The 26,631-nt window shown below is 72.3% G+C and carries 26 protein-coding genes and 2 pseudogenes; 20 read left to right on the forward strand and 8 right to left on the reverse strand.

Features of this window, described 5'->3' with window-relative positions:
- Positions 1-1,245: a pyridoxal phosphate-dependent aminotransferase gene (locus tag BJF86_RS14145; protein WP_075819862.1), complete on the reverse strand. Its 1,245-nt coding sequence runs from the start codon at positions 1,243-1,245 to the stop codon at positions 1-3.
- A gap of 176 nt (positions 1,246-1,421) precedes the next feature.
- Here BJF86_RS14145 and BJF86_RS14150 point away from each other — a divergent pair, with 176 nt between their 5' ends.
- Positions 1,422-2,081 (forward strand): sigma-70 family RNA polymerase sigma factor, encoded by a 660-nt coding sequence (locus tag BJF86_RS14150; protein ID WP_033418868.1) that lies wholly within the window; start codon positions 1,422-1,424, stop codon positions 2,079-2,081.
- Complete coding sequence (gene rsrA / locus BJF86_RS14155; protein WP_075819864.1) at positions 2,081-2,368, forward strand: mycothiol system anti-sigma-R factor; 288 nt, start codon at positions 2,081-2,083, stop codon at positions 2,366-2,368. The genes BJF86_RS14150 and rsrA overlap by 1 nt, the downstream gene beginning before the upstream one ends.
- A gap of 78 nt (positions 2,369-2,446) precedes the next feature.
- Here the strand turns inward: rsrA and BJF86_RS19895 are convergent, their stop codons facing one another.
- Positions 2,447-2,521: a 50S ribosomal protein bL37 gene (locus tag BJF86_RS19895; protein ID WP_373288732.1), complete on the reverse strand. Its 75-nt coding sequence runs from the start codon at positions 2,519-2,521 to the stop codon at positions 2,447-2,449.
- Between the two features lie 459 nt (positions 2,522-2,980).
- On the opposite strand from BJF86_RS19895, the gene BJF86_RS14160 reads away from it, so the two are divergent.
- The gene (locus tag BJF86_RS14160; RefSeq protein WP_075819865.1) at positions 2,981-4,261 is read left to right on the forward strand and encodes an HD-GYP domain-containing protein; all 1,281 of its coding nucleotides are present in this window, start codon (positions 2,981-2,983) and stop codon (positions 4,259-4,261) included.
- A gap of 25 nt (positions 4,262-4,286) precedes the next feature.
- Positions 4,287-5,510, forward strand: coding sequence for an HD-GYP domain-containing protein (locus tag BJF86_RS14165; RefSeq protein WP_075819867.1), 1,224 nt, complete (start codon positions 4,287-4,289; stop codon positions 5,508-5,510).
- Positions 5,511-5,570: 60 nt separating this feature from the next.
- Here BJF86_RS14165 and sodN read toward each other — a convergent pair whose 3' ends face one another.
- Complete coding sequence (gene sodN / locus BJF86_RS14170; RefSeq protein ID WP_022925020.1) at positions 5,571-5,972, reverse strand: superoxide dismutase, Ni; 402 nt, start codon at positions 5,970-5,972, stop codon at positions 5,571-5,573.
- Between the two features lie 59 nt (positions 5,973-6,031).
- Here sodN and tsaB point away from each other — a divergent pair, with 59 nt between their 5' ends.
- The 5 genes from tsaB to BJF86_RS14195 all read left to right on the forward strand — a co-directional run bounded on the left by tsaB (position 6,032) and on the right by BJF86_RS14195 (position 10,313).
- Positions 6,032-6,700 carry a tRNA (adenosine(37)-N6)-threonylcarbamoyltransferase complex dimerization subunit type 1 TsaB gene (gene tsaB / locus BJF86_RS14175; RefSeq protein WP_075819869.1) on the forward strand — a complete coding sequence of 223 codons (669 nt, stop codon included), beginning with the start codon at positions 6,032-6,034 and terminating at the stop codon, positions 6,698-6,700.
- A complete protein-coding gene (rimI, locus tag BJF86_RS14180; RefSeq protein ID WP_075819871.1) occupies positions 6,697-7,164 on the forward strand; it encodes a ribosomal protein S18-alanine N-acetyltransferase in 468 nt (155 codons plus the stop codon). Before tsaB ends, rimI begins: the two co-directional genes overlap by 4 nt.
- Complete coding sequence (gene tsaD, locus BJF86_RS14185) at positions 7,157-8,200, forward strand: tRNA (adenosine(37)-N6)-threonylcarbamoyltransferase complex transferase subunit TsaD (RefSeq protein ID WP_075819873.1); 1,044 nt, start codon at positions 7,157-7,159, stop codon at positions 8,198-8,200. Before rimI ends, tsaD begins: the two co-directional genes overlap by 8 nt.
- A gap of 78 nt (positions 8,201-8,278) precedes the next feature.
- Positions 8,279-9,607: a TrkH family potassium uptake protein gene (locus BJF86_RS14190; RefSeq protein ID WP_075819875.1), complete on the forward strand. Its 1,329-nt coding sequence runs from the start codon at positions 8,279-8,281 to the stop codon at positions 9,605-9,607.
- Positions 9,600-10,313 carry a potassium channel family protein gene (locus BJF86_RS14195; protein WP_237768232.1) on the forward strand — a complete coding sequence of 238 codons (714 nt, stop codon included), beginning with the start codon at positions 9,600-9,602 and terminating at the stop codon, positions 10,311-10,313. Before BJF86_RS14190 ends, BJF86_RS14195 begins: the two co-directional genes overlap by 8 nt.
- A 7-nt stretch (positions 10,314-10,320) precedes the next feature.
- Here BJF86_RS14195 and BJF86_RS14200 read toward each other — a convergent pair whose 3' ends face one another.
- Entirely contained in the window at positions 10,321-11,571 is a 1,251-nt protein-coding gene (locus tag BJF86_RS14200; protein ID WP_075819878.1) for a THUMP-like domain-containing protein, read from the reverse strand.
- A gap of 557 nt (positions 11,572-12,128) precedes the next feature.
- Here BJF86_RS14200 and BJF86_RS19095 point away from each other — a divergent pair.
- The 3 genes and pseudogenes from BJF86_RS19095 to groL all read left to right on the forward strand — a co-directional run bounded on the left by BJF86_RS19095 (position 12,129) and on the right by groL (position 15,094).
- Entirely contained in the window at positions 12,129-12,869 is a 741-nt protein-coding gene (locus tag BJF86_RS19095; protein WP_237768233.1) for a phospholipase D-like domain-containing protein, read from the forward strand.
- A gap of 220 nt (positions 12,870-13,089) precedes the next feature.
- A complete protein-coding gene (gene groES, locus BJF86_RS14210) occupies positions 13,090-13,383 on the forward strand; it encodes a co-chaperone GroES (RefSeq protein ID WP_022925012.1) in 294 nt (97 codons plus the stop codon).
- Positions 13,384-13,487: 104 nt separating this feature from the next.
- Positions 13,488-15,094, forward strand: a pseudogene (gene groL, locus BJF86_RS14215) (chaperonin GroEL).
- Between the two features lie 115 nt (positions 15,095-15,209).
- Here groL and BJF86_RS14220 read toward each other — a convergent pair.
- Complete coding sequence (locus tag BJF86_RS14220; protein WP_075812762.1) at positions 15,210-15,515, reverse strand: WhiB family transcriptional regulator; 306 nt, start codon at positions 15,513-15,515, stop codon at positions 15,210-15,212.
- Positions 15,516-15,702: 187 nt separating this feature from the next.
- Between BJF86_RS14220 and guaB the strand changes: the two genes are divergently transcribed.
- From guaB to BJF86_RS14260, 8 genes and pseudogenes are all read left to right on the forward strand, one after another.
- Positions 15,703-17,217, forward strand: a complete 1,515-nt coding sequence (gene guaB, locus BJF86_RS14225) for an IMP dehydrogenase (protein WP_075819880.1) — start codon at positions 15,703-15,705, stop codon at positions 17,215-17,217.
- A 59-nt stretch (positions 17,218-17,276) separates the two neighbouring features.
- The gene (locus tag BJF86_RS14230; RefSeq protein ID WP_075819882.1) at positions 17,277-18,398 is read left to right on the forward strand and encodes a GuaB3 family IMP dehydrogenase-related protein; all 1,122 of its coding nucleotides are present in this window, start codon (positions 17,277-17,279) and stop codon (positions 18,396-18,398) included.
- Entirely contained in the window at positions 18,385-19,770 is a 1,386-nt protein-coding gene (locus BJF86_RS14235; RefSeq protein WP_075819883.1) for a YncE family protein, read from the forward strand. Before BJF86_RS14230 ends, BJF86_RS14235 begins: the two co-directional genes overlap by 14 nt.
- A gap of 29 nt (positions 19,771-19,799) precedes the next feature.
- Complete coding sequence (locus BJF86_RS14240) at positions 19,800-20,594, forward strand: SURF1 family protein (protein WP_075819885.1); 795 nt, start codon at positions 19,800-19,802, stop codon at positions 20,592-20,594.
- Complete coding sequence (locus BJF86_RS14245) at positions 20,591-20,926, forward strand: DUF3817 domain-containing protein (protein ID WP_075819887.1); 336 nt, start codon at positions 20,591-20,593, stop codon at positions 20,924-20,926. Before BJF86_RS14240 ends, BJF86_RS14245 begins: the two co-directional genes overlap by 4 nt.
- Positions 20,923-22,547: pseudogene (gene guaA, locus BJF86_RS14250) on the forward strand (glutamine-hydrolyzing GMP synthase). The gene BJF86_RS14245 and the pseudogene guaA overlap by 4 nt, the downstream one beginning before the upstream one ends.
- Positions 22,538-23,860: a Mur ligase family protein gene (locus BJF86_RS14255; RefSeq protein WP_075819889.1), complete on the forward strand. Its 1,323-nt coding sequence runs from the start codon at positions 22,538-22,540 to the stop codon at positions 23,858-23,860. Before guaA ends, BJF86_RS14255 begins: the two are co-directional and overlap by 10 nt.
- On the forward strand, positions 23,857-24,657 hold the full coding sequence (locus BJF86_RS14260) for a type 1 glutamine amidotransferase (RefSeq protein WP_237768234.1): 801 nt from the start codon (positions 23,857-23,859) through the stop codon (positions 24,655-24,657). Before BJF86_RS14255 ends, BJF86_RS14260 begins: the two co-directional genes overlap by 4 nt.
- Here the strand turns inward: BJF86_RS14260 and BJF86_RS14265 are convergent.
- The 3 genes from BJF86_RS14265 to BJF86_RS14275 are packed head-to-tail and all read right to left on the reverse strand — an operon-like array spanning position 24,630 to position 26,610.
- Positions 24,630-25,700 carry a lysylphosphatidylglycerol synthase transmembrane domain-containing protein gene (locus BJF86_RS14265; protein ID WP_158068424.1) on the reverse strand — a complete coding sequence of 357 codons (1,071 nt, stop codon included), beginning with the start codon at positions 25,698-25,700 and terminating at the stop codon, positions 24,630-24,632. The genes BJF86_RS14260 and BJF86_RS14265 overlap by 28 nt on opposite strands.
- Positions 25,697-26,176 carry a hypothetical protein gene (locus BJF86_RS14270; RefSeq protein WP_075819891.1) on the reverse strand — a complete coding sequence of 160 codons (480 nt, stop codon included), beginning with the start codon at positions 26,174-26,176 and terminating at the stop codon, positions 25,697-25,699. Before BJF86_RS14270 ends, BJF86_RS14265 begins: the two co-directional genes overlap by 4 nt.
- Positions 26,173-26,610 (reverse strand): hypothetical protein, encoded by a 438-nt coding sequence (locus BJF86_RS14275; RefSeq protein ID WP_083653140.1) that lies wholly within the window; start codon positions 26,608-26,610, stop codon positions 26,173-26,175. Before BJF86_RS14275 ends, BJF86_RS14270 begins: the two co-directional genes overlap by 4 nt.
- Between the last annotated feature and the right edge of the window lie 21 nt (positions 26,611-26,631).

The following is a 26,631-nucleotide window of genomic DNA, read 5'->3' on the forward strand; positions in this document are numbered from 1 at the left end:
TCACTGCCGGTAGCCCGCGAGGAAGTTGCCCATCCGCTCCAGCGCGGACCGCAGGTCGGCGCCCCAGGGCAGCGTGACCACGCGTAGGTGGTCCGGGGTGGGCCAGTTGAAGCCGGTCCCGTGGACGACGAGGATCTTCTCGCGCTCAAGCAGGTCGAGGCAGAGCTGCACGTCGTCGTGGATCTCGTGCACCTCGGGGTCCAGCCGTGGGAAGACGTAGAGGGCCCCGCGGGGCTCGACGCAGCTCACGCCGTCCATCGCGCGGAGCATCGAGACCGCGATGTCCCGCTGCTCGGCGAGCCGGCCCCCCGGGCGGATCAGGTCCTCGATGCTCTGGTGCCCGGAGACCGCCACCTGGATGGCGTGCTGAGCCGGCACGTTGGGGCACAGGCGCGTCGAGGCGAGCAGCTCGATGCCCTCGAGGAAGCCCCGGGCGTGGGAGGTCGGGCCGGTGATGGCCACCCAGCCCGCCCGGTAGCCGGCCACCCGGTAGGTCTTGGACAGCCCGTTGAAGGTCAGGCAGAGCAGGTCGGGGGCGAGCGAGGCCACGGACACGTGCTGCGCGTCGTCGTAGACGATGCGGTCGTAGATCTCGTCCGCGAGGAGCAGCAGCGAGTGCTCCCGCGCCAGCTCGACGATCTGCTCCAGCACCTCGCGCGAGTAGACGGCCCCGGTGGGGTTGTTGGGGTTGATGACCACGATGGCCTTGGTCCGTGGCGTGATCTTGGCCCGGATGTCCTCCACCTGCGGGTTCCATCCGTCGTCCTCGTCGCACAGGTAGTGCCGGGGTATGCCCCCCGCCAGGCTGGTCGCAGCGGTCCACAGGGGGTAGTCGGGCGCCGGGACCAGCACCTCGTCTCCGGTGTCGAGCAAGGCGTTGAGAGTCATCATGATGAGCTCGGACACCCCGTTGCCGAGGTAGACCCGGTCCACGTCCAGGTCGGGGAAGCCGGGCTCGTCCTGGTAGCGCGAGACGACGGCGCGACGGGCCGACAGGATTCCCTTGGACTCGGAGTACCCCTGCGCCGTGGGCAGCGCCGCGATCATGTCCTGCAGGATGATGTCGGGCGCCTCGAAGCCGAACGGTGCCGGGTTGCCGATGTTGAGCTTGAGGATCCGGTGGCCCTCGGCCTCCAGCGCGGCGGCCCGGGCGGCCACCGGTCCCCGGATCTCGTAGAGGACGTTCTGCAGCTTGGCCGGCTGGGTCAGCGGACGGAGCCGGTGCGCGCGCGAGGTCGTGGTCACCGCCTCATGCTCCCATCCGGACGACGGGGTGGGAATGCCGACCGTCGCCCCGCGTGTTGACCGCACCGACCAGCATCGTCGAAGGAGGGCATACCGTGCTCACGTCAGTCGCCGCACCCGGGGAGGTGGCCGGAGCCTTCGCCGTCGACCGCGGCCACGGGCTAGGCTGGACGGTGATGACTACCGATCAGCCGGCGCTCGACCAGGTCGACGCCGAGGAGCAGGCGGAGGCGGACGCCACCGTCGATGTCGCCACCGAGACCCCGGCGGAGCGGGCCGCACGTTTCGAGCGGGAGGCGATGCCGCTGCTCGACCAGATGTACAGCGCCGCGCTGCGGACCACCCGCAACCCGACGGACGCCGAGGACCTGGTGCAGGAGACCTACGCGAAGGCTTTCGCGGCCTTCCACCAGTACCGCCCCGGCACGAACCTGCGGGCCTGGATGTACCGCATCCTCACCAACTCCTACATCAACAGCTACCGCAAGAAGCAGCGGCAGCCGCTGGAGTCGGACGCCGCCGACGTGGAGGACTACCAGCTGGCGCGGGCCGCCTCGCACAGCTCGACCGGGCTCCGGTCCGCCGAGGCCGAGGCGCTGGACCACCTGCCGGACAGCGACGTGACGCGCGCGCTGGCGAGCATCGGCGAGGACTTCCGGATGGCGGTCTACCTCGCGGACGTGGAGGGCTTCGCCTACAAGGAGATCGCGGAGATCATGGACACGCCCATCGGCACGGTCATGTCCCGGTTGCACCGCGGACGCAAGCAGCTGCGGGACCTGCTGACCGACTACGCCGTCGAGCGCGGCATCGTCCGGACCGAGGAGGGATCGTGATGGCGGAGCGGCACGAGGACTCCCCGACGGCGACCGACTGCGCCGGCGTGCTCCTGCGGCTGTTCGAGTTCGTGGACAACGAGACCGGCCCCGTCGACCGCGAGCGCATCCGCGAGCACCTGGACGAGTGCGGCTCCTGCCTGGCGGAGTACGACCGGGAGCTGCTGCTGAAGGCGCTGGTCCGGCGTGCCTGCGTGCGCCAGTCGGCCCCGGAGGCGCTGCGGGCGCAGATCCTCACCAGGATCACCAGCACCAGCGTGACCGTGGTGCACCGGTCCGAGGGCTAGGGCGTCGACCAGCGTCCGTACCGGACGCAAAGAAGGGCCGACCAGGACGTCCTGGTCGGCCTTTCTCGTGCCCGGCGCTCAGGCGTTGGGCTTGCGGCCGTGGTTGGCCGCCTTCTTCTTGCGGTCGCGACGCTTCCTGGCGCGCTTGCTCATGGGTCCTCCTGACGTCGGTGGGTCGTCATCATCTTCCCACAGCGTGCAGCCGCACCCTGTGTTGTGACCATGGTCACGCTCTGGGTAAAGACTTGTTCAAGGTTTGACAGATCTTGGCGTCGAGGAGCGCGCTCTCCCAGTCGGTTGTGGCACTCTTGTGGATAGACCGGTAGGTCAACCGGTTATCTGCTCCAGCCCTGTCAGGAGCACTCAACGGAAGGACACCATCGTGCTGCACCTCATCGCCGACGTCTTCAGCTCCGGCGCCCTCGACGCGTTCTTCGGCTTCATCGACGTCGTGTCCTGGGAGGACTGACGACTCGCAAGTCGACGAGGGGCGTGGATCGAGAAGATCCGCGCCCCTCTGGCGTGCGCGTCTGGCTCCTCATCGTCGGTCTGGCCCTCACAGCTGTGGTACTCGGGGGTCTGGCACAACGACAACCTGGCTCGGACAGTGCGGTGGGGACCGGCAGCCTGATCATCCTCATCGGGTTGGCCATGGTGGGCGTCGTCATCCGAGAACGCGGGCTCGGACCTCACTGGGGTGTCTCCGTGGCGACGGTGGTGCTCGCGGCGACCATCCCGCTCGCTGGTGCCTTCGGGGCGGCAGTTGTCGGTGCTCTGGCCTATCTGGCCGATCCGGGGGCTCGCACGCTGCGAACACGGTTGTTCAACGTGAGTATGACCGCCGCCATGGGCGCTACCGGCGGTGCCTTCTACGGCCTGCTAGGGGGCGTATTCGTCGGGAATGTCGACTTCGGACCGCTTGGCCTCCTGGTCCGGGTCGGCGGACCGCTGGCGATGGCCTACGCGGCCATGGCCGTGGTCAACTCGCTGTGCATCGGAGCGATGTCGTTCGCCGTGCGGGGCACTCGCGTCCTGACCGTTGCGCGAGCAGTCCTTCGAAGTCTGGGCTGGGGGTATCTCGCTCATGCCGTCACGGCGTTCCTCTTCGTCGTGCTGTGGGGTCCGGTCGGTCTCGGCGCCGCCTCCGCGCTCTTCGTCCTCGGGCCGCTGCTGGTGGCGCACTGGACGATCGGCCGTGACGCCCTCGCGCGGCGCGAGCATCAGCAGACGGTCACCACCTTCGTCGCGGCGCTCGAGCAGGCCGATCCCGCGTCGGTCGGTCACAGTGCGCGGGTGGCCGATGTCGCCGACGCACTCGGGGCCCAGCTCGGGCTCTCCGGGGAGGCCGCCGAGGAGCTGCGCTATGCCGCGCTGCTCCACGACATCGGGATGATGGTGGTCCGCGCCGAGCTGCCGCACGACCCCGATGACGAGATCGCCTACCTCACCGCGCTCAGCGCACACCCGCTCGCCGGGCTCAACGTGCTGGCCGGGCTGGACTTCCTCGACGACTCGCTGCCCGCGATCGCGCACCACCACGAGCGCTGGGACGGCAAGGGCTACCCTGCGGGCCTGCAGGGGGAGGAGATCCCGCTGGCCGCGCGGATCATCGCCGTCGCGGACGCCTTCGATGCCCGGCTGGCGGCCACGGACGACGGGTCAGCCGAACCGATGGTCGTCGCCGAGCAGCTGCGGCGTCGCGCCGGCAGCCACCTGGACCCGCGCGTGGTGGAGGCCTTGGTCGCTGCGCTGGGCCGGCAGGGCGGTGCGAGCCTGGGCCGCGACCGCCGAGCCAACCTCGCCAGGGGTCAGGGACGTCTTCCCGATCACGATGACCCGCTGGTCAGCGATCTCTTCGCCGATTGGCAGCCGGAAGGCGCAGGTGCTCCGTGAGCCCGCACGAGGTGGAGGAACGCTGGTGACGCTCACGTGGTCGCTGGCCCTCGTCGGCTTCCTCGCGATGGTGTTGGCCGAGGCCTGGCGACAGGCGTCGCCGACGCCCGTCCGAGAGGGACCACTCACCCAGGCCTGCGCCATGGCCCTGGCCCTGTCCACGGCCTGGCCCCTCACCGGTGGTCTCGGAGGGCTCGTCGGTCTGCTCGGACCCCTGCTGCTGGCGGCTGCTGCGGTCCTCGTCGTGGCCCTGTGGCGCCGCCGGGTCGCGCTGTTCCCGCAGGACCTGCTCCACCTGGGCACCGCCGTGGCGGTCGCCGGGGTGCTGGTGCGTCTTCCGCTACCGACGGGGTCGACCCTCCTCGAACGCATCGCGTACCCGGAGGGCGACACGGTGCTCTTCGCCCTCACCCTCCTCGTCGCGGCGGTGGTGGCCGTGGGCACCCCGGTCGTGGTCCGGGCTGTCCGGACCGCGGTCCGTGGTCGTGTCTCCCTCTGGCAGCCCCTGGTCTCCGAGCTGGGGCGGCAGGGACCGGTCTCGCTCGCCGCAGCCTCCACCGCCGTGGTCATGTCGCTGGCCCTCACCGAGCTCGGTCCGGCCAGCCTGGTGCTCTTCCTCGTCCCGCTGCTCGTGCTGCAGCCGGCCGTGGCACGGCAGCGGCACATCCGCCAGGCGCAGCGCCAGACGATCTTCGCCCTCGCCCGGCTCCCCGAGGAGGCGGGCTTCGCGGCGGCGGGCCACGGAGCCCGGGTCGCTGCTCTCGCGGTGCCGATCGCCCGGGACCTCGGCGTCGAGCCCGCCGACCTGCCGGACGTCGAGGCCGCGGCGCTGCTGCACGACATCGGCCAGGTCGGCCTGGCGCGCCCGGTCCCCGACGGCGCGACCGTGGAGGTGTCGGGGCGGGACCAGCGGCTCATCGCCGCGACCGGCTCCTCGATCCTGGCCCGCACCGCCGAGCTGTCCCGGTTGGCGACGCTCGTCGCCGATGTCGGGCTGCCGCACCACCGGGCGGTCGAGCGCGGCGACGTCTCCCTGACGTCCAGCATCGTGCGGGTGGCCTCGGCCTACGACGACCTCACGGGGAGGGCCACCCGCCTCGCGGGTGGCGCAGGGCCGGTGCAGGCGTTGGAGCGCATCCTGCGCGCCACCCCCCACGAGTACGACCCGGGTGTCGTCGCCGCGCTCATCCGCCAGCTGGACCGGCGGGGCGTGCTGTCGACGGGGCAGGCGGCCTCGCTCCAGGACTGAGAGCACGAACCGCCCGCGACGCCGTGGCGTCGCGGGCGGTTCGTGTCGTCGTGCGGGGACTCAGCCCTTCTTGGTCTCGGCGTAGATCTCCGCGATGCGGTCGATCTTGCCGAGCAGCTCGTCGGCCGTGGCGACGTCGAAGCTGCCCTTGGTGCCGGAGGCCCCGGCCAGCTTGGTGGCCTCGTTGACCAGCACGTGCAGCTCCGGGAACTGCTCGAAGTGCGGCGGCTTGAAGTAGTCGGTCCACAGCACCCACAGGTGGTGCTTGACCAGCTCCGAGCGCTGCTCCTTGATGATCATGGCGCGCATACGGAAGTCGGCGTCGTCGTTGTCCGCGACCTTCTCGCAGATCTTCTTGACCGACTCGGCCTCGATCCGGGCCTGGGCGGGGTCGTAGACGCCGCATGGCAGGTCGCAGTGCGCGCTGACCTCGATCGTGGGGGCGAAGAACCTGGTGAACATCAGTCATCCTTTGCAGTGGTCGGGAGGGGCTCCAACACCCCTCACGTTAGCCTGAGCGCGTGCTGCTCGCGATCGACACCGCCACCGGGACCGTGGGCGCCGCCCTGCACGACGGGAGCCAGGTGCGGGGGGAGGTCGTGCACGAGGACTCCCGGCGGCACGGTGAGCTGCTCGCCCCGGCGATCGAGGGTGCGCTCGACCAGGCGGGGGTACCTGTCACGGACGTGATCGCCGTGGTGTGCGGGGTCGGCCCGGGGCCGTTCACCGGACTGCGCGTCGGTGTCGTCACGGCGCTGACCCTCGCGCACAGCCTCGGTCTCCCGGAGCCGCAGGGCGTCTGCTCGCTCGACGCAGTGGCGCACCAGGTCGTGGGTGCCCACGAGGGTGAGATCCTCGTCGCCACCGATGCGCGGCGCAGAGAGGTCTACTGGGCGCACTACCTGATCGGGTCCGGCGGCGCCCGGCGCCTCGCGGGCCCCGGCGTCGCGGCGGCGGCCGATCTTCCCGGTCGGCTGCGCGAGCTGCCGGTCGCGGGGCGGGGTGCCTCGCTCTACCCGGAGGCACTGACCGGGCGCGTGCTCGCAGGGGCCACCGATGCCCGCCCCGCTGCCCTGGCCGAGCTCGCGGTGCGGCTGCGGGCCGGCGACCACCCGGACGCCGGGAGCGGACTTCTTCCCCCCGAGCCGCTCTACCTGCGACGACCCGACGCCGTCGAGTCGGCCCGATGAGCGGCCAGGCAGTGCTGCGCCCGGCCACCTGGCGCGACATCCCGGCCCTGGTCGACTTGGAGCGGCAGCTCTTCCCCGAGGAGCCGTGGTCCGAGGCAGCGCTGTGGGCCGAGCTGGCCGGTCGCCCGCGGCGGTGCTATCTCGTGGCGTGCGAGCAGGGCTCGGGACGGCTGCTCGGGTATGCCGGCCTGGACCTCGCCGGCGACGTGGCGGACGTCATGACGCTCGCCGTCGCCCCGGGGTCGCAGGGACGGGGGATCGGTGGCATCTTGCTGGAGTCCCTGCACGACCGGGCCCGGTCGGCGGGGGCCGGGAGCATGATGCTCGAGGTCCGCAGCGGCAACGAGGCAGCGCGCGGGCTCTACGCCGCGCACGGTTATGACGAGGTCCGGTCCCGGGCCGGGTACTACCGCTCGGGCGAGGACGCGCTCGTGCTGCGGAAGGAGCTGTCGAGCGATGTCTGAGCCGCTCGTGCTGGGCATCGAGACCAGCTGTGACGAGACGGGTGTGGGCCTCGTGCGCGGTCGCACGCTGCTCTTCGACGCGATCGCCAGCAGCGTGGACCAGCACGCCAGGTTCGGCGGCGTCGTCCCCGAGGTCGCGAGCCGGGCGCACCTGGAGGCCATGGTGCCGACGGTGGAGCGTGCCTGCCGCGAGGCCGGGGTGAGCCTGGACGACGTGGATGCCGTGTCGGTGACCGCCGGTCCGGGGCTCGCGGGTGCCCTGCTCGTCGGGGTGGCCGCGGCGAAGGCGCTGGCGCTCGGTCTCGGCGTGCCGCTCTACGGCGTCAACCACCTGGCGGCCCACGTCGCCGTCGACGTGGTGGAGCACGGCCCGCTGCCAGAGCCCACCATGGGCCTGCTCGTCAGCGGGGGGCACTCGAACCTGCTGCTCGTGCCGGACGTCACCCACGACATCAGGTCGTTGGGGGCGACCATCGACGACGCGGCCGGGGAGGCCTTCGACAAGGTCGCCCGCGTGCTCGGCCTGCCCTTCCCCGGTGGACCGCACATCGACCGGGTCGCCCGCGAGGGCGACCAGGTGGCGATCGACTTCCCCCGCGGTCTGACGTCCGGGCGGGACATGCAGCGGCACCGTTTCGACTACTCCTTCTCGGGTCTCAAGACCGCGGTCGCCCGCTGGGTCCAGGCCCGCGCGGACGCCGGTGAGCCGGTCCCCGTCGCGGACGTCGCGGCGAGCTTCCAGGAGGCGGTCGTCGACGTCCTGACCCGCAAGGCGGTCCTCGCCTGCGCCGAGCACGGCGTCGAGGACCTGCTCATCGGCGGAGGGGTGGCGGCGAACAGCCGGCTCCGGGCCCTCGCGCAGGAGCGGTGCGACGCTGCGGGCATCCGGTTGCGCGTGCCCCGTCCGGGCCTGTGCACCGACAACGGCGCGATGGTCGCCGCGCTCGGCGCCCAGATGGTGATCAAGGGGCGCCCGGCCTCCCGGCTCGACCTGCCGGCCGACTCCTCCCAACAGGTCGAGCAGGTCCGGTCCTGAGCGAGCCGGGGTCTCCTCCGGCCCGGCCCGGCGCGGGCGACTTGCTCCTCGTGGTGGCGAGGCGCACCATGGACCCTCGTGCGAGCTTTCTGGGCGCACCCGGCCCGCTCGGTGACCCTCGGTTTCGTCATCGTCGTGCTCGCCGGGACGACGCTGCTCATGCTCCCCGTCTCGCGTGGACCGGGAGCCGAGGCCGATCTCATGGTCGCCGCCTTCACCACCGTGTCGGCCACCTGCGTGACCGGCCTCATCACCGTCGACACGGCCAGCTACTGGTCGCCCTTCGGCCAGACCGTCCTGCTGCTGCTCATCCAGATCGGCGGCTTCGGGGTGATGACGCTGGCCACCCTCATCGCCCTGGTCGTCCGTCGCAAGCTGCGGCTGAGCACGTCCCTGGCGGCCCAGGTGGACACCCGCAGCCGCTCCCTCGGGGACGTCCGCGGGATCCTGCGCCGCATGCTGCAGCTCATGCTGGCCATCGAGGCGGTGACCTGGCTGATGCTCACGCTGCGCTTCCACCTGGGGTACGGCTACGACTGGCCCACCGCGCTGTGGCACGGGCTCTTCCACGCCGTCTCCGCCTTCAACAACGCCGGCTTCGCGCTGTACCAGGACAGCCTCATGGGTTTCGTGGGCGACCTGTGGATCATCGGCCCCGTGTGCCTGGCGCTGGTGCTCGGCGGCCTGGGCTTCCCCGTGCTGCGCGAGCTGCTCCGCGGCCGCAGGCCGGGGACCTGGACCATCCACACGCGGCTCACCGTGTGGGGCTCGCTCACGCTGATGGTCCTGGGGGTGGCCACGTTCTGGGTGTTCGAGGCCCAGCCCGGGGGCACGATCGCGGACCTCTCGCCGGGCGGGCAGCTGGTGGGGGCGCTCGGGGGAGGGCTGTTCCCGCGGACCGCCGGCTTCAACTCGGTCGACTACGGGATGATCACGGACGAGACCGAGGCGATCACCATGGCGCTGATGTTCGTCGGTGGCGGGAGCGCGGGGACGGCGGGCGGCATCAAGGTCACCACCTTCCTGCTGCTGGCCGCGGTCATCTGGTCCGAGGTGCGCGGCGAGCCCGAGGTCGTCATCGGGCGCCGCCGGGTCGGGATGCCGGTCGTGCGGCAGGCGCTGTCGGTCGCCCTGCTCGCGGTGGGCCTCGTCATCACCAGCACCATCACCCTGATGATCCTCACCGACCTCCCCCCGCTCGACCTCGGCTTCGAGGTCGTCTCGGCCTTCGCGACGGTGGGGCTGTCCACCGGCATCACCGCCAGCCTGCCCCCCTCGGCCCAGCTCGTCCTCATGGTCCTGATGTTCCTCGGCCGGCTCGGGCCGATCACGGTGGCCGCCGCCCTGGCGCTCAACACCCGCCACCGCCACTACCGACTCCCGGAGGAGAGACCCATTGTTGGCTAGGAGAAGGCGGCCCGCGGACAGCGGCGCCTACACGGTGCTCGTCGTCGGCCTCGGCCGGTTCGGGACGGCGGTCTGCGAGTCGCTGGTCCGGCAGGGCGTCGAGGTCATGGCGATCGACACCGACGAGCGGCGCGTGCAGAAGTACGCCGACGACCTCACGCACACGGTGGTCGCCGACGCCACCGACGGGGAGGCCATGCGCCAGCTCGGCATCGGCTCGGTCAGCCGCGCGGTCGTCGCGATCGGGTCCGACATCGAGGCCAGCGTGCTGTCGGTCATCACCCTGCACGAGGCGGGGGTGGAGCGCATCTACGCCAAGGCGATCACCCGCAAGCACGGCACGATCCTGGCCAGCATCGGTGCGCACCACGTCATCTACCCCGAGTACGTCATGGGACAGCGGGTGGCCCACATGGTGACCGACGGGGTGGCGGACTACCTCGAGTTCGAGGACCAGTTCGCCATCGCCCGCTGCACTGCCCCGGCGGAAACGTGGGGACGGACCCTCGCGGACTCCGGGGTCCGCACCCGTCACACGATCACCGTCGTCGGGCGCAAACGGCAGGGCGAGGAGTTCACGTATGCCGTGCCCGAGACCGTGGTCGAGGAGGGTGACGAGCTGGTCGTCTCGGGTCGCATCAGCGACGTGGAGCGCTTCATCGCCCTGCCGCGGACCCCGCACCGACGGTCGGTGCTCGAGCGCTGACGCCGGGTCAGACCTGCAGCCGGTCCACGACGAGGGCCCGTGGGGAGTCCGCCACCGTCGTCAGCACGAGGACGACCTCCTCGGAGCCGTGGGCCCGGCGCGGGAGCCGCAGCTCCCGGCGGAACGCGTCGGGGTCGACCCGCACCCCCCGCTTCTTCAGGGTGACCGGGCCGGCCGGCTGGCGGTGCTGCCGCAGCCAGGACCGCACCGTCTCGGCGCGCAGCGGCAGGACCTCGCGCACGGCATACCACCGCAGCGCGGGGTGGGGGACGGGCTCCCTGGCGGTGAGGTAGCCGGTCCCGGGCGCCGTCTGGCGACCGTCGACCACGCTCGCGAGGGAGCCGGTGAGGCCGGCCGCGGCAACCGCGTCGTCGACCTCGGCCAGGTGGCCCCCCAGGTCCTCCACCCGGGGGAGGGGCGCGGTGGGGCCGAGGTCGGCGACCTCGTGCCAGGTGACGATCCCGTCCGGCCCACCCGCGCTGCGGCCCACGACCGCGTGGCGGCCGCGTGGCCCGGCGCCCCACCACAGGGCGCACTCGAGCAGGTCCCCGTCCAGCGACACCCACTCTGCGCCCGCGCCGGACGGGACGTCGCCGGGGTCTAAGGACGGGCCGAGCTTGGCGACGGTCGCCCGGGCGCGCGCGGCGACGTCCCGGACCTGCTCGAAGGAGGGGGACAGCTGGTCGAGCCCCCGCACCCGGCGGGTCCGGCCGTGGACGTCGGCGACCCCGGGGGTGCGTCGGGCCGGGTCGAGGAACGCGCCGTCGTCCGGCCCGACAGGCAGCGCGAGCGCGTCACCGGTGACCACCCGCGCGTCCGGCCACGGGGCGAGGTTGGCTCGGGCGGCGGCCGCCACGACGGCGTCCCTCTCCACCGCCGTCACCGCGAGCCCGGCCCGGGCGAAGGCCATGGCGTCGAGCCCGAGCCCGCACCCGAGGTCCAGCACGTGGCGTACCCCGGCGCGCACCATGAGCTCGGCCCGCCGGGCCGCCACCTGGGGGCGGGTGGCCTGCTCCAGGCCGTCCTGGGTCAGCAGCAGGTCGTCGACCCCGCTCCCCAGCCGGGCCCGCCCGCTCGCCCGCAGCCGGGCCTGGGTGAGCGCGGCCGACACCAGGTCCGCGTCGTGCCCCTGCGCGCGCAACCTGCTCATGAGCGGCAGCGCGTCGGACTCGTCGTAGGGAGGGAGGGAGGCTAGCAGCTCGGCCCCAGGGCCGCCGGCCAGCCGCGCCATGAGCTCGACGGCTGGATCGGCGCTCATGCGCCCATTGTGGCCTGCCCGTAGATTGTGGCCATGCCCCGTGTCTTCAGCCGCAAGGTGAGCCGTCTGCTGCGCCGCGGCCGCCGGATGGCGCTGGGCGCCGCGGCGACCGGGCTCGCGGGGCAGCTGACGCTGGCCGCGGGTGTCGTCGCCGTCGACGCGGTGCGCAAGCGCCGCGACCACGTCGACCGGGACGCCCCGGTCCGCGACCCGGTGTCGACGACGGTCCGCGGCTCGCGCGTCACCACCTACACCTACGGCCAGTACCTCTACGACGACATGATCGCCGCGATCGACGAGGCGGAGGACTTCGTCTACCTCGCGTCCTACATCTGGAAGGGCGACCGGGTCGGGCGGGCCTTCAAGGATGCCGTGGTGCGGGCCGCCGACCGGGGCGTGCTGGTGTGCCTGGTCTTCGACGGCTTCGCCAACCTGGTCGTGCCGCGCGAGTTCCTCGACTTCCCGGAGGGCGTGCACATGCTGCGCTTCCCGGTGCTCCGCACGGCCCTGCCCATCGTCGCGTCCGGGCCTCGGGCCGGGACCACCGCAAGATCCTCGTGGTCGACGGCCGGATCGGGTTCGTCGGCGGCTACAACATCGGCGCGCTGTATGCCACGAGCTGGCGGGACACCCACGTGCGGGTCGAGGGGGAGAGCGTGTGGGAGCTCACCAACGCCTTCACGGACTTCTGGAACCGGCACAAGGGCAGGCGGCGGCCGACGCTCCCCGACAGCGGCACGCTGCAGTGGATCGCCAACATCCGGGCCGCCCGCAACGAGCCCAGCCGGGTCGTCTACCCGGTGCGGGCGCTCTACCTCGAGGCCATCGACCGGGCGGTCCACCGCATCTGGATCACCCAGGGCTACTTCATCCCGGACCGGGAGATCCTGCACGGGCTGCTGACCGCGGCGGCGCGGGGCGTGGACGTCCGCGTGGTCATGCCGGAGGCGTCCAACCACGTGCTCGCCGACATCGTGGCGCAGTCGTACTACGAGAAACTGCTCGAGGGCGGGGTGCGGCTGCACCTCTACCACGACGTCATGGTGCACGCGAAGACGATGACCGTGGACGGTCGGTGGGCGACCATCGGGACGGCCAACGTGGACCGGCTCTCGATGCAGGGCAACTACGAGATCAACCTGGAGATCGTGGACGAGGAGCAGGCCGCCCACATGGAGGACATCTTCCGGGCCGACCTGGAGCACTGCCACGAGCTCACGCTGGAGGAGTGGGAGCGACGGGGCCGAGGGAGCCGGCTGGTGGAACGGATCCTCCAGCCGCTGCAGGTGATGCTGTAGGTCGCGCGCCGGCCGGCTCGCCGCAGCCTGGCACTCGGCTTGACCGAGTGCTAACCGCGTGCCTAGATTCGTCCTAGCACTCTCGGCACGTCAGTGCCAGCCGCGAGCGCCGACCGACCCCCGCGACGGCGGTGGGCGGTCGCGGTGGAGTGAGCACCACCCAGCAGCGACCACCTGGCCGGCGCGCAGCGCCGGACACCGAAGGAGAAGGAAGGTAACCGTGTCGGTTTCCATCAAGCCGCTCGAGGACCGCATCGTCGTCAAGGCCGTCGAGGCCGAGCAGACCACGGCCTCCGGCCTCGTCATCCCGGACACCGCCAAGGAGAAGCCCCAGGAGGGCGAGGTCCTGGCGGTCGGCCCGGGCCGCGTCGACGACAACGGCAACCGCGTCCCCATGGACGTCAACGTCGGCGACCGGGTCATCTACAGCAAGTACGGCGGCACCGAGGTGAAGTACTCCGGCGAGGAGTTCCTCATCCTGTCCGCGCGCGACGTCCTCGCGATCGTGGGCTGATCGACCCCTCGATCCACCCACGCGCCGCCCCGGCCGCCCCCTCGGGGTGGCCGGGGCGGCTCGCACCCGGCCGCAGACCGCATACCTGAAAGGAGCGCTCGCCCATGGCGAAGCAGCTGCAGTTCAACGACGACGCCCGCAAGGCGCTGGAGCGGGGCGTCGACGCCCTCGCCAACGCCGTCAAGGTGACGCTCGGCCCCAAGGGCCGCAACGTCGTCCTCGACAAGAAGTGGGGCGCGCCGACCATCACCAACGACGGCGTGACCATCGCCCGCGAGGTCGAGCTGGAGGACCCCTACGAGAACCTCGGGGCCCAGCTCGCCAAGGAGGTCGCGACCAAGACCAACGACATCGCCGGTGACGGCACGACCACCGCGACCGTGCTCGCTCAGGCCATGGTCAAGGAGGGCCTGCGCAACGTCGCCGCCGGCGCCGCGCCGTCCGCGCTCAAGCGCGGCATCGACGCCGCGGTGACCGCGATCAACGACCGCCTGCTGGAGACCGCCCGCGAGCTCGAGGGCCGTGACGAGATCGCCCAGGTGGCGGGCTGTCCGCCCAGGACCCGCAGATCGGCGAGCTCATCGCCGACGCCTTCGACAAGGTGGGCAAGGACGGCGTCATCACGGTGGAGGAGTCCTCCACCACCGCGATGGAGCTGGAGTTCACCGAGGGCATGCAGTTCGACAAGGGCTACCTCTCGCCCTACTTCGTCACCGACAGCGAGCGCATGGAGGCCGTCCTCGAGGACGCCTACGTGCTGCTGGTGCAGGGCAAGATCTCCAAGGTCTCCGACCTGCTGCCGCTGCTGGAGAAGGTCGTCGGCGAGAGCAAGCCGCTGATGATCATCGCCGAGGACGTCGAGGCCGAGGCGCTGTCGACGCTCGTCGTCAACAAGGTGCGCGGCACCTTCAACGCGGTCGCCGTCAAGGCACCGGGCTTCGGCGACCGCCGCAAGGCGATGCTGCAGGACATGGCCATCCTCACCGGCGGCCAGGTCGTCGCCGAGGAGGTCGGGCTGTCGCTGGACTCGGTCGGCCTGGAGGTGCTCGGCACCGCCCGCCGCGTCGTGGCCACCAAGGACACCACCACCATCGTCGAGGGCAGCGGCGACGCCCAGGCGGTCAGCGACCGCGTCGCCCAGCTCCAGGCGGAGGCGGCGTCGACCGACTCCGACTGGGACCGCGAGAAGCTCCAGGAGCGGATCGCCAAGCTGGCCGGTGGCGTCTGCGTCATCAAGGTCGGCGCGCACACCGAGGTGGAGCTGAAGGAGAAGAAGCACCGCATCGAGGACGCCGTCTCGGCGACGCGCGCGGCCATCGAGGAGGGCATCGTCGCCGGTGGCGGCTCGGCCCTGGTGCACGCCGCCCCGGCCGCGGACGAGCTCGACCTGTCCGCCGACGAGGCGGTCGGTGCGGCCATCGTCCGCAAGTCCGCCGCCGAGCCGCTGCGCTGGATCGCGGAGAACGCGGGCCTGCAGGGCTACGTCGCCACGACGAAGGTCGGCGAGATGACCGCCGGGCAGGGCCTCAACGCCGCCACCGGCGAGTACGGCGACCTGTTCTCCGCCGGGGTCATCGACCCGGTGAAGGTCACCCGCTCGGCGCTGCGCAACGCGGCCTCCATCGCCTCGATGGTGCTCACCACGGACACCCTCGTGGTGGACAAGCCCGAGGACGACGAGGACGAGGGCGGGCACGGCCACGGCCACTGATGCCGTGCGGCCGGTCGGACGACCCGGCTGACCGCCGCCACGCGAGACGAGGCCCCGCCCGGATCATCCGGGCGGGGCCTCGTCGTGTCGGTGGTGCCGGTGCTGCAGGACGTCGTCAGCGGGTCTTCTGGTGGGGGCGGGCCGCCTCGACCCGCTCGTAGTGCTCGGCCCGTTCCTCCTCGGTCATCCCTCCCCAGACGCCGTACGGCTCCCTGACGGCGAGGGCGTGGGTGCGGCACTGCTCCAGGACGGGGCAGCTGGCGCAGACCTGCTTGGCGCGTTCGTCCCGGCGACGGCGGGCGGGACCCCGCTCACCCTCCGGGTGGAAGAAGACTTCAGGACTGGTCGTGCGGCAGGCTCCCTCGAACTGCCACTCCCACAGGTCCGCTACCGGACCGGGCTGATGAGCGATCTCGACCACGGGATCCTCCTCTCGGGGGCTGACCCGGCTCCTGCCTGGCGCCCGCCCCCATCGGGGCCGTCAGCAGAGAGGTTCCGAGCGCGACGAGTGCCTCGTCGTCATGTCACTGTACGTGGTGCGGCGCGGCGGGCATAGGGCCGGGTGACCGGTACCGGGCCTGCTCGGGGGCGGCCCCTAGACTTGGGCCATGACCTCCGGTGACCTTCCCGGCTCCTCCGACCCCTTCTCGCGGCTCGGCCTCACCTACGACGACGTGCTCCTGCTGCCGGGGGAGACGGACATGGCCCCGGACCAGATCGACACCACGAGCAGGCTCACCCGGGAGATCTCCCTGCGGGTGCCGCTCGTCTCGGCGGCGATGGACACCGTCACCGAGGCGCGGATGGCCATCGCGATGGCCCGGCAGGGCGGGATCGGGATCCTGCACCGCAACCTCGCGATCGAGGACCAGGCGCTCCAGGTGGACCTGGTGAAGCGGACCCAGACCGGACGCATCACCAACCCGGTCACCATCGGGCCGGACGCCACGCTGGGGGAGCTGGACCAGCTCTGCGGGCAGTACCGCGTGTCCGGGCTCCCCGTCGTCGACGGGGGCGGACACCTGCTCGGCATCTGCACCAACCGCGACCTGCGCTTCACGCCGGTCGCGGAGTGGGACAGCACCCTGGTGCGTGACGTCATGACGCCCATGCCGCTGGTCACCGCACCGGCCGACGTCTCCCGCGAGGAGGCGACCGCGGTCCTCCGGGCGCACAAGCGGGAGCGGCTGCCGCTGGTCGACGAGGAGGGACGGCTGTCCGGTCTCATCACCGTCAAGGACTTCGTCAAGAGCGAGCAGTACCCGCACGCCTCAAAGGACGCGGACGGGCGGCTGCTCGTGGGCGCGGCGATCGGCTACTTCGGCGACGCCTGGGAGCGCGCCACGACGCTGGTGGAGGCCGGCGCCGACGTGCTGGTGGCCGACACCGCGCACGGCCACGTGCGGATGCTCCTGGACATGGTCGCCCGGCTCAAGAGCGATCCCGCGACCCGGCACGTGCAGGTCGTCGGCGGCAACGTCGCGACCGCCGCGGGCGCCCGGGCCTTCGTCGAGGCCGGGGCGGACGCGGTCAAGGTGGGGGTGGGTCCCGGCGCCATCTGCACCACCCGGGTGGTCACAGGGGTCGGTGTCCCGCAGCTCTCGGCGGTGCACGAGGCGGCCCAGGTATGCCGTGAGGCCGGGGTCCCGGTCGTCGCGGACGGTGGCATGAAGTACTCCGGCGACATCGCCAAGGCCCTGGTGGCCGGCGCCGAGGCGGTCATGATGGGGTCGATGCTGGCGGGCTGCGAGGAGAGCCCGGGGGAGCTGATCTTCGTCAACGGCAAGCAGTTCAAGAGCTACCGCGGGATGGGCTCGCTCGGGGCCATGAGCTCGCGCGGCAAGAAGTCCTTCTCCAAGGACCGCTACTTCCAGGCCGAGGTGGCCAGCGACGACCAGCTCGTCCCCGAGGGCGTGGAGGGCAAGGTCGCCTACCGGGGGGCCGCCAGCGCCGTGGTCCACCAGATGGCGGGCGGGCTGCGCCAGGCGATGTTCTACGTGGGCGCGCGCACCGTCCCGGAGCTGCAGGCCAGGGGGAGGTTCGTCCGGATCACCCAGGCCAGCCTGCAGGAGTCGCACCCGCACGACATCGAGATGACGGCCCAGGCGCCCAACTACGGCTGACCCCCGCGCGGTGCGTGGCGCAGGACGGTCGGCAGCGGGTCGGACGGTAGCCTGAGCCGGTGACTGAGATCGAGATCGGACGCGGAAAACGGGGCCGCCGGGCCTACTCCTTCGACGACGTCGCCGTCGTCCCGTCCCGCCGCACCCGGGACCCCGAGGACGTCTCGATCACCTGGCAGATCGACGCCTACCACTTCGAGCTGCCCATCCTCGCGGCCCCGATGGACTCGGTGGTCTCCCCGGACACGGCGATCGCGATCGGCCGGCTCGGGGGTCTGGGCGTGCTCGACCTCGAGGGGCTGTGGACCCGCTACGAGGACCCCACCGACGCGCTCGGTGAGATCGCCCGGCTCGAGGGCGAGGACGCCACCTCACGGATGCGCGAGCTCTACGCCGCGCCCATCCGACCCGAGCTCATCACCGAGCGGCTGCGGCAGATCAGGGAGTCGGGGGTCACCGTGGCCGGCTCGCTCTCGCCGCAGCGGACCCAGCAGTTCTGGAAGGCGGTCGTGGACGCCGGTGTCGACCTCTTCGTCATCCGCGGCACGACCGTGTCCGCCGAGCACGTCTCCAGCCAGGCCGAGCCGCTCAACCTCAAGCGCTTCATCTACGAGCTCGACGTGCCGGTCGTCGTGGGCGGCGCTGGCACCTACACCGCGGCCCTGCACCTCATGCGCACCGGCGCGGCAGGGGTGCTGGTCGGGTTCGGCGGGGGATCCACCCACCGCACCCGCACGGCGCTGGGGATCCACACCCCCGCCGCCACCGCGATCGCCGACGTCGCCGCCGCGCGGCGGGACTACCTCGACGAGTCCGGTGGGCGCTACGTCCACGTCATCTCCGACGGCGGCACCAGCGAGTCCGGCGAGATCGTCAAGGCCGTGGCCTGCGGCGCCGACGCCGTGATGCTCGGAGCGGCGCTTGCGCGGGCCCAGGAGGCGCCCGGCGCCGGCTACCACTGGGGCAGCGAGGCCCACCACCCCGAGCTGCCGCGCGGGGAGAAGGTGCACGTCGGCTCGGTGGGGACGTTGGAGGAGGTCCTCGTCGGGCCGGCGCGGACGGCCGACGGGACGACCAACCTCACCGGGGCCCTGCGCCGGGCGATGGCGACGACGGGGTATACCGACCTCAAGGAGTTCCAGCGAGTCGACGTCGTGGTGGCGCCCTATGGCGAGCGGTGAGCCCGACGACGCCGCGGCCCGGCAGCGCGGCGCGGGCCTTCCGGAGGTGAGCATCAGCCACGCCCCCGAGCACGTGCGCCGCCGGCGGGTCGTGCTCGCCGTGCTGCTCGTCCTCCTCCTCGTCGGCGGGTGGGGGCTCACCAGGGTCCTCGGCGCGGACGGCGATCCGGGAGGCGAGGGCGCGGCGCCGAGCCAGGCCGGCCCCACCGAGGCCGAGGCGCCCGACGACGCCGAGGGGGAGGGCGAGGGTGAGGGTGACGGCGGGCAGGAGGCCGACTCCGCGCAGGAGGACGCCGAGACCGCCGCGCAGGAGCCCGGGGAGTGGCAGCGCGAGCCGGTCCCGGGCGAGCACGCCAGCGACCTGACCGCCCTGGAGCAGGTGGACTACCTCACCGGGGGGCTCACCCCGAAGTCGGTCATGGCCTCCGGGCACGGGCTGATGATCGCCAACAACATGATGTACAGCCACACCTCCACCGTCTTCGACAGCACCACCCGGGAGCAGGTGGAGGTGCTCTCCGACGAGGTGGACCTCGCCGACTACGGCATCGAGGGCCACCCCGGCCTGTCCCAGGGATCCCCGGTGGAGGCGGCCTGGACCGCGGACGGGCGCTATGCCTACGTCTCGCAGTACACGATGTACGGCGAGAACTTCGGCGTCGAGGGTTTCGACGCCTGCACCCGCGACAGCGGCGTCGGCGCGTCCTTCGTCTACCGCTTCGACGCCGAGGAGATGGCCTGGGACCAGGTCTTCGAGGTGGGTGCGGTGCCGAAGTACCTCACCCTCAGCCCGGACCAGAAGACGCTGCTGGTGAGCAACTGGTGCGACGCCACGCTGTCCGTCGTCGACACCGAGCGCGGCGAGGAGACCGGGGTCGTCGAACTCGCCGCCGCGCCGCGCGGCGTGGTCGTCATGCCGGACAACACCACCGCCTACGTCGTCGCGATGTATGCCGACCAGCTCTACAAGGTCGACCTTGCCTCGGGGGAGGCGGAGGTCGTCATGGAGACCGCGCCCCGCCCGCGTCACCTCAACCTCGCCGACGAGGGGCGCACGCTCTACCTCACGACGAGCGGCGGCAACGCGATCTACAAGATCGACACCGCGACCCACGAGATCGTCGACCAGGTCGACCCCGGCGTGGAGCCGCGCAGCGTCGCGCTCAGCCCGGACGAGACGGCGCTCTACGTGGTCAACTACAACGAGGCCAGCATCGCCAAGGTCCGTACCTCCGACATGGAGGTCATCGACTCCGCCCCGGTCGACGCCAACCCCATCGGCATCGACTACGACCCGGTCACCAACACGGTGTGGGTGGCCTGCTACGGCGGGTCGATCTACGTCTTCGACGACCAGAGCACCCTGCTCTGACGCCCAGCCGCAGCACCTACCCTGGAGCGGTGATCCGCACCGCGCTCAAGCCCGCCTGGCTGGCCCTGCTGGCGCTGCTCGTGGTCGTGGTCATCTCCTTCTACCAGCTCGGGATGTGGCAGCTCGGGGTGAGCACGAGCACGGCCTCGCGCGAGTCCTCGCAGGAGCAGGCGAGCCGCCCCACGGTGCCCGTCGAGCAGCTCATCGCCCCCCGGTCCACCTTCCCCGCCGAGGGGGCCGGCCGCCCCGTCGCGGTGGAGGGCCGCTACGACTCCGGCCTGCAGTTCCTCGTCCCGGACCGGCTGCTGGAGGGGGAGCGCGGCTACTGGGTGGTGACCCCGGTGCGGACCGACGCCGGCACGGAGGAGGCGCTGCTCCCGGTGGTCCGCGGCTTCGTGACCTCGCCCGAGGACGCCGGCACGCCCGACGACAGCGTCACCGTGTCCCTGACCGGCACGCTGGCGCCGGGGGAGTCGCCCGGGCCCTCAGGCCTGCCCGCGGGACAGCGCGGCTCCATCGACACCGCCGACCTGGCCAACGACTGGGACGCCCCCATCTACGACGCCTTCATCTTCATGGTGCAGGAGCAGCCCGCGCTCACCGACCCCGCCGTGCAACGGGTGCCGCCGCCGGTCTTCGGCGAGGACGGCATCGTGTGGCGCAACGTCGGCTACGGGCTGCAGTGGTTCGTCTTCGCCGCCTTCGCGATCTTCATGTACCTCCGGTTCTTGCACGACGCCGCCCGGCGTGGCCGGACACCGAGGCAGCCTCCGTCGCTGCCGCACTCCGCACCAGCACCCGTCACCGAGGAGACCCGACGATGACCCCCCGCGCCAAGCTGCTGTTCTTCCGTGTCATGGCCTTCGTGGTCGGGGTCGGGCTGCTGCTGCTCGTCGCCCACATGGTGCTGCGCTACGGCTTCGACAACGACCTCCTGGGGTGGTGGCCCTCCCCGCACGGCTGGTTCTACATGGTCTACCTCGTCGCGACCGCACTGCTGGGCTTCGAGCTGCGCTGGGGGCTGGGCAGGATGGTGGGCGTCATGCTCGCCGGGTGCGTGCCCTTCCTCTCCTTCTGGGTGGAGCACCGCGTCGCCAGCGACGCCGCGGCCCGGATCGAGGAGGCCGGTGCGGGCGCCGGTAGGGTGACGCCGTGACCTCGGCCCCCTCGCTCGACGTGCGCCGCGACACCGTGCTGGTCGTCGACTTCGGCGCGCAGTATGCCCAGCTCATCGCCCGCAGAGTCCGCGAGGCGGACTGCTACAGCGAGATCGTCCCCCACACGATGCCCGCCGCGGAGATGCTCGCCAAGGACCCGGCGGCCATCATCCTCTCCGGTGGGCCCGCCTCGGTGTATGCCGACGGCGCACCCGGGCTGGAGGAGGCCGTCGTCACCGCAGGGGTGCCGGTGCTCGGCATCTGCTACGGCTTCCAGGCGATGGTGCGGGCCCTCGGCGGGACGGTCGAACGCACCGGGAGCCGGGAGTACGGCCAGACCGACGCGACGGTGACCGGTCCGCCGAGCACGCTCTTCGCCGGGCAGCCCGAGCAGCAGGTCGTCTGGATGTCGCACGGCGACGCCGTGACGCAGGCCCCCGAGGCTGCGCCGTGTCCGCACGCACCCCCGGCGCGCCGGTGGCGGCCTTCGAGGACGACGAGCGCCGGCTCTACGGCGTCCAGTGGCACCCCGAGGTCCTCCACTCCGCCCACGGCCAGGAGGTGCTCGTCAACTTCCTCACCACGGGAGCCGGGATCACCCCGTCGTGGACGAGCGAGAACGTCGCCGAGAGCCTGGTCGAGCAGGCGCGGGCCCAGATCGGTCAGGACCGGGTCATCTGCGGGCTCTCCGGTGGCGTCGACTCCTCGGTCGCGGCCGCCCTGGTGCAGCGCGCCGTCGGGGACCAGCTGACCTGCGTCTTCGTCGACCACGGACTCCTGCGAGAGGGTGAGGCCGAGCAGGTCGAGACCGACTTCGTGCAGGCGACGGGGGTCGACCTCGTCGTCGTCGACGCCCGGGAGCGCTTCCTGGCCGCCCTGGCCGGGGTGACCGACCCGGAGGAGAAGCGCAAGATCATCGGCCGCGAGTTCATCCGGGTCTTCGAGCAGGCGGCCCGCGACGTCGTGCGCGCGCACGCCTCGGACGGAGGCCCGTCGGACGGGGGCGACGGCGACGAGGTCGACCACCCGGTCCGCTGGCTGGTGCAGGGCACCCTCTACCCCGACGTCGTGGAGTCCGGCGGCGGCAGCGGCGCGGCCAACATCAAGAGCCACCACAACGTGGGCGGGCTCCCGGACGACCTGCAGTTCCAGCTCGTGGAGCCGCTGCGCACCCTCTTCAAGGACGAGGTGCGGCAGGTGGGTCTCGAGATCGGCGTGCCCAAGGGCATCGTCTGGCGCCAGCCCTTCCCCGGCCCGGGCCTGGGCATCCGCATCATCGGCGAGGTGACCGCCGACCGGCTGGCCGTCCTGCGCCGCGCGGACGCGATCGCCCGGGAGGAGCTCACCGCCGCCGGGCTGGACCGGGACATCTGGCAGTGCCCGGTCGTGCTGCTGGCGGACGTCCGCTCCGTCGGCGTGCAGGGGGACGGGCGGACTTACGGCCACCCGGTCGTGCTGCGCCCGGTCTCCTCCGAGGACGCGATGACCGCGGACTGGACCCGGCTGCCCTACGAGGTCCTGGCGCGCATCTCCTCGCGGATCACCAACGAGGTCGAGGAGGTCAACCGGGTCACCCTCGACGTGACCAGCAAGCCTCCGGGGACGATCGAATGGGAGTGAGGACGACCCTCGCGCTCGCCGCCGGCAAGGGGGCGCGGGTGCTGTCCCGGTTGCGCGGTGGCGGATCCGCGCTGCCCGGGCTGGTGACCGAGCGGATCGACCCGGCCGTGCTCCGGCATACCCTCGGGTCGTTGCCACGCGGCGTGGTCGTGGTGAGCGGGACCAACGGCAAGACGACGACCACCAAGATGCTGGTGGCGCTGCTGCGGGCGCACGGGCTGCGCGTCTTCAGCAATCCCACCGGCTCCAACTTCACCCGGGGGGTCATCTCCTCGATGCTCGGCGAGGTCGGGCTGCGGGGCCGGCTCGCAGCGGACGTGGCCGTGGTCGAGCTGGACGAGGCGCACGCGCTGCACTTCAGCGCGCAGGTGCCGCCGACGCACGCGTTGCTGCTCAACGTGGCCCGCGACCAGCTCGACCGGTTCGCGGAGATCGACCACACGGCGCGCCTGCTCACCACCCTGGCGGAGCAGACGACCGAGGGTGTCGTGCTCAACGCCGACGACTCCTTCATCTCCCGCATCCGCAGCCGTGTCGCAACCGGGGTGGCGGTCGGGTGGTTCGGCGTGGACCCGAGCATCGCCGACCGGCTGCCCGAGCTGCAGGAGGCCGACGTCCGCCCCGAGGACGAGGGCGGGGCGGTGCTGGGTGAGCAGGAGCGGGCCTCCGCGGCGCTGCTGCTGCCCGCCGAGGGCGGGCAGGACTTCACGGTGAGGTTCCCGGGCGGGCAGGACGTCGGGCCGGTGCGGCTGCGCCAACGCGGGCTCGCCGCCATGATCAACGCCACGGCCGCGACGGCCATGGCGCGCCACCTGCTGGGGGAGGACTTCCGCGCCACCGACGCCGGCGCGGCGCTGGCGCGGGTCGCGCCGCCCTTCGGCCGGGGCGAGGTCGTCGACGCCGGCGGGAGCCCGCTGGAGCTCGTCCTCGTCAAGAACCCGGCCGGCTTCACCGTGGCACTGGGGACCTATGGCGCCGAACCGGTCGCGACGATGGTGGCGATCAACGACAACTACGCCGACGGGCGTGACGTCTCCTGGCTCTACGACGTCTCCTTCGAGTCGCTGCGGGATCGCGGCGTGGCGCTGACCTCCGGGGTGCGCGGCTGGGACATGGCCCTGCGGCTGCGCTACGACGGCGTGGACGTGGGCGACGTCGAGCCCGACCTCGACGTCGCGCTGGACCGTTTCCTGCGGGAGGCGGCCGGGGAGCCGATGCGCATCTTCTGCACCTACACCGCCATGATGCACCTGCGGCGACGGCTGGCCGAGCGCTTCGGGCTGGCCCGCTTCGGAGAGGATCCGGAGGCATGACCAGGCCCGAGGACAGCAGCGGCGTGGCGGTCGCCCTGCCGGACGACGTCGCGGCGCTGGCCGAGGTGCCGGCGGACAAGGGCGAGGTGCACGTGGTGCATCTCTACCCGCGCGAGATGAGCATCTACGGCGACCTGGGCAACACCCGGTGCCTGGCTGCCCGGTTGCGCTGGCACGGATACCGTCCCGTCGTCCACGACCACCACCCCGGCGCCCCCTGGCCGGAGCGGGTCGACATCCTGCTGGGCGGCGGTGGCCAGGACAGCGGGCAGGTGCGGGTCACCGAGGATCTGGAGCGGCACGCCGACCGGCTGCGGGAGCTCGCGGCCGACGGGCTGCCGATGCTCATGATCTGCGGGATGTACCAGCTCTTCGGCGAGGCCTTCATCACCGTGGAGGGCCAGCGCCTGCCCGGCCTGGGGATCCTGGACGTCACCACCCGCGGCAACGCCACTCGGATGATCGGCCCGGTCGTGCTGGACACCGACTTCGGGTCGGTCGTGGGCTACGAGAACCACTCCGGCTCGACCGTCCTCGGGGAGGGGCAAAGGCCCTTCGGCCGGGTGCGGCACGGCAAGGGCAACAACGGCTCGGACGCCCTCGAGGGTGCCCGGGTCGGCAACGTCGTCGCCTCCTACCTGCACGGTCCGATCCTGCCGGCCAACCCGAACCTCGCGGACGGTCTGCTCGAGATCGCCGCCCGGCGCGCCACCGGCCAGTGGTCGCCCGGGGAGATCGACGACACCGTCGCCATCCGGGCGCACGAGGCTCAGGTGCGCAGGTTGCTCGGCTCCTGAGCGGAGCCGGGGGCCAGCGCATGGCCGAGCCACCACGCGACGAGGGCGGCCACGCCGAAGGGCACGACGACGACGTGCGCGTAGATGGCATACAGCAGGGCCGTCGCCGACGCCGCTCCCGGGTCCCCGCCGAGCAGGACCAGCATCCCGGCGGTGCCCACCTCGGTGACGCCCAGGCCGCCGGGGGTGACCGCCACGACCGTGAGGAGCTGGCGGAAGGTGTAGGCGCAGACCAGCTCGGCGAGCGGGAGGTCGAGCCCGACGACCCGCGCGGCGAACCAGTACAGCCCGAAGAGCAGCACGAACTGGCCGGTCATTCCCAGGGCCATCGGGAGCCCACCGGTGCGGACCACGTGGGCCACCCGGTGACGCTGGTCGGTGAGCAGCCGGTCCGGCGCCTGGTCCCGCACGGTGGTCCGGCCGACCATCCCCAGCAGACGACGCACCCCTGCCGCGAGTCGGTCGGCCACCGTGTCCGACAGCACCCACACCCCGGCCACGACCACGAGGAGCGCCCCGAGGACCGCGGCCACCCAGGCGCCGCGGAGGACGACCTCGGGGGCGTCGACCGGTCCGGCGACGAGGACCAGGGCGCCCACGACCGGCAGGGCGATGCGGGCCAGGACGTTCCACAGCCCGGTCACGAGGATGCTCGTGGAGATCGCCCGCAGGGCGAAACCCCAGGAGCGGAACATCGCGGCCATGAGGGCGATGCCCACGGCGCCGCCCAGCGGCAGCAGGTTGGCGGCCGTGGCCGAGACCGCGTTGGCCTTGAGCGCCTGCACGTGGCCCAGCCCCGGGAGCGAGCCGCTGAGCACCCAGGTGTAGCTGAACAGCCCCGCGAGGAGCAGCAGCCCCATGACCAGGGCGGTCCCCGGACGCACCCGGCCCAGCTGGGTCCCGATCTGCGACCACGAGGTGTCCAGGAACTGCGGCAGGCCGTAGGCGATGAGCAGCGTCGCCACGACGATCCCCAGGAGCGAGCTGAGCCCGTCGCGCCAGGTCAGGCGACGCAGCGCCGGTGCGCCGTCCGCACCGCTCACGCCGTCCCCTCGTCCACCCGGCCCATGGTGGCAGGACCGGTGTCGGCGTCCCCGGCCGACACGGCGCGGGCGCCCCGGTCCGAGAGCAGCCACCACAGCCCGGCGACCGGCAGGACCAGCGGGATGAAGAGGTAGCCCTGGCCGAAGTGGCTCCACACCGTCGCGTCCGGGAACATCTGCGGCGCGAGGTAGCTCCACGTGCCGACGACCAGCACACCGACCAGCTCCACCGACAGCGCCACCAGGCTGACCCACCACGCCGCGCGGCCGCGCAGCGACAGCGAGACGAGCGCGACGACATACACCACGGCCGCGATTGCGGAGAGGGTGTAGGCCAGGGGTGCCTCCTCGAAGCGAGTGCTGATCTGCGCGGCGGACCGCGAGACGGTGCCGATGACGAAGACGAGGTAGAGCGCGAGGATGACCCGGCCGGGTCCGTGCCGGCGGTCACCGGGATGTGCCGTCGGGCGCCTCACGGGACCATCCCGACGCCGTACCAGATCTGCGCGCTGCGGGCCCCCATGACGGCGACGACGAAGGCCGCGACGGCGAGGACGAAGGTGCTCCACCGGCTCGGCTCCTGCTGCGCCCAGACGAGCGCCAGCGCGGGCAGCAGCAGGATCGTGACGAGATAGGCCCACAGCTCCCACGACGGTCCGACCGGCGAGGCTCCACCGAGCTGCCGCCCGGCGTAGGTGGCGCAGTAGGCCACGACACCAGCCTGCAGGAGCCAGCTCAGGCCCACCGTGACCCGGCCCGGTGGCCGTCCGTTGAGACCGGCGACCAGGCAGGCGACGGCGATGGCGAGGCCGCCGAGCAGGAGCATGAGGGTGGGCGGGTCGAGGTAGGCCGAGCTCGGGGTGGTCGCCGCGCCGCCGGTCACGACGGCGGTCGGGAGGGGTGGGGTCACGCCACCAGCGTATGCCGCGGG

This window comes from Serinicoccus sp. CNJ-927 (assembly GCF_001942435.1).
Classification (GTDB): domain Bacteria; phylum Actinomycetota; class Actinomycetes; order Actinomycetales; family Dermatophilaceae; genus Ornithinicoccus; species Ornithinicoccus marinus.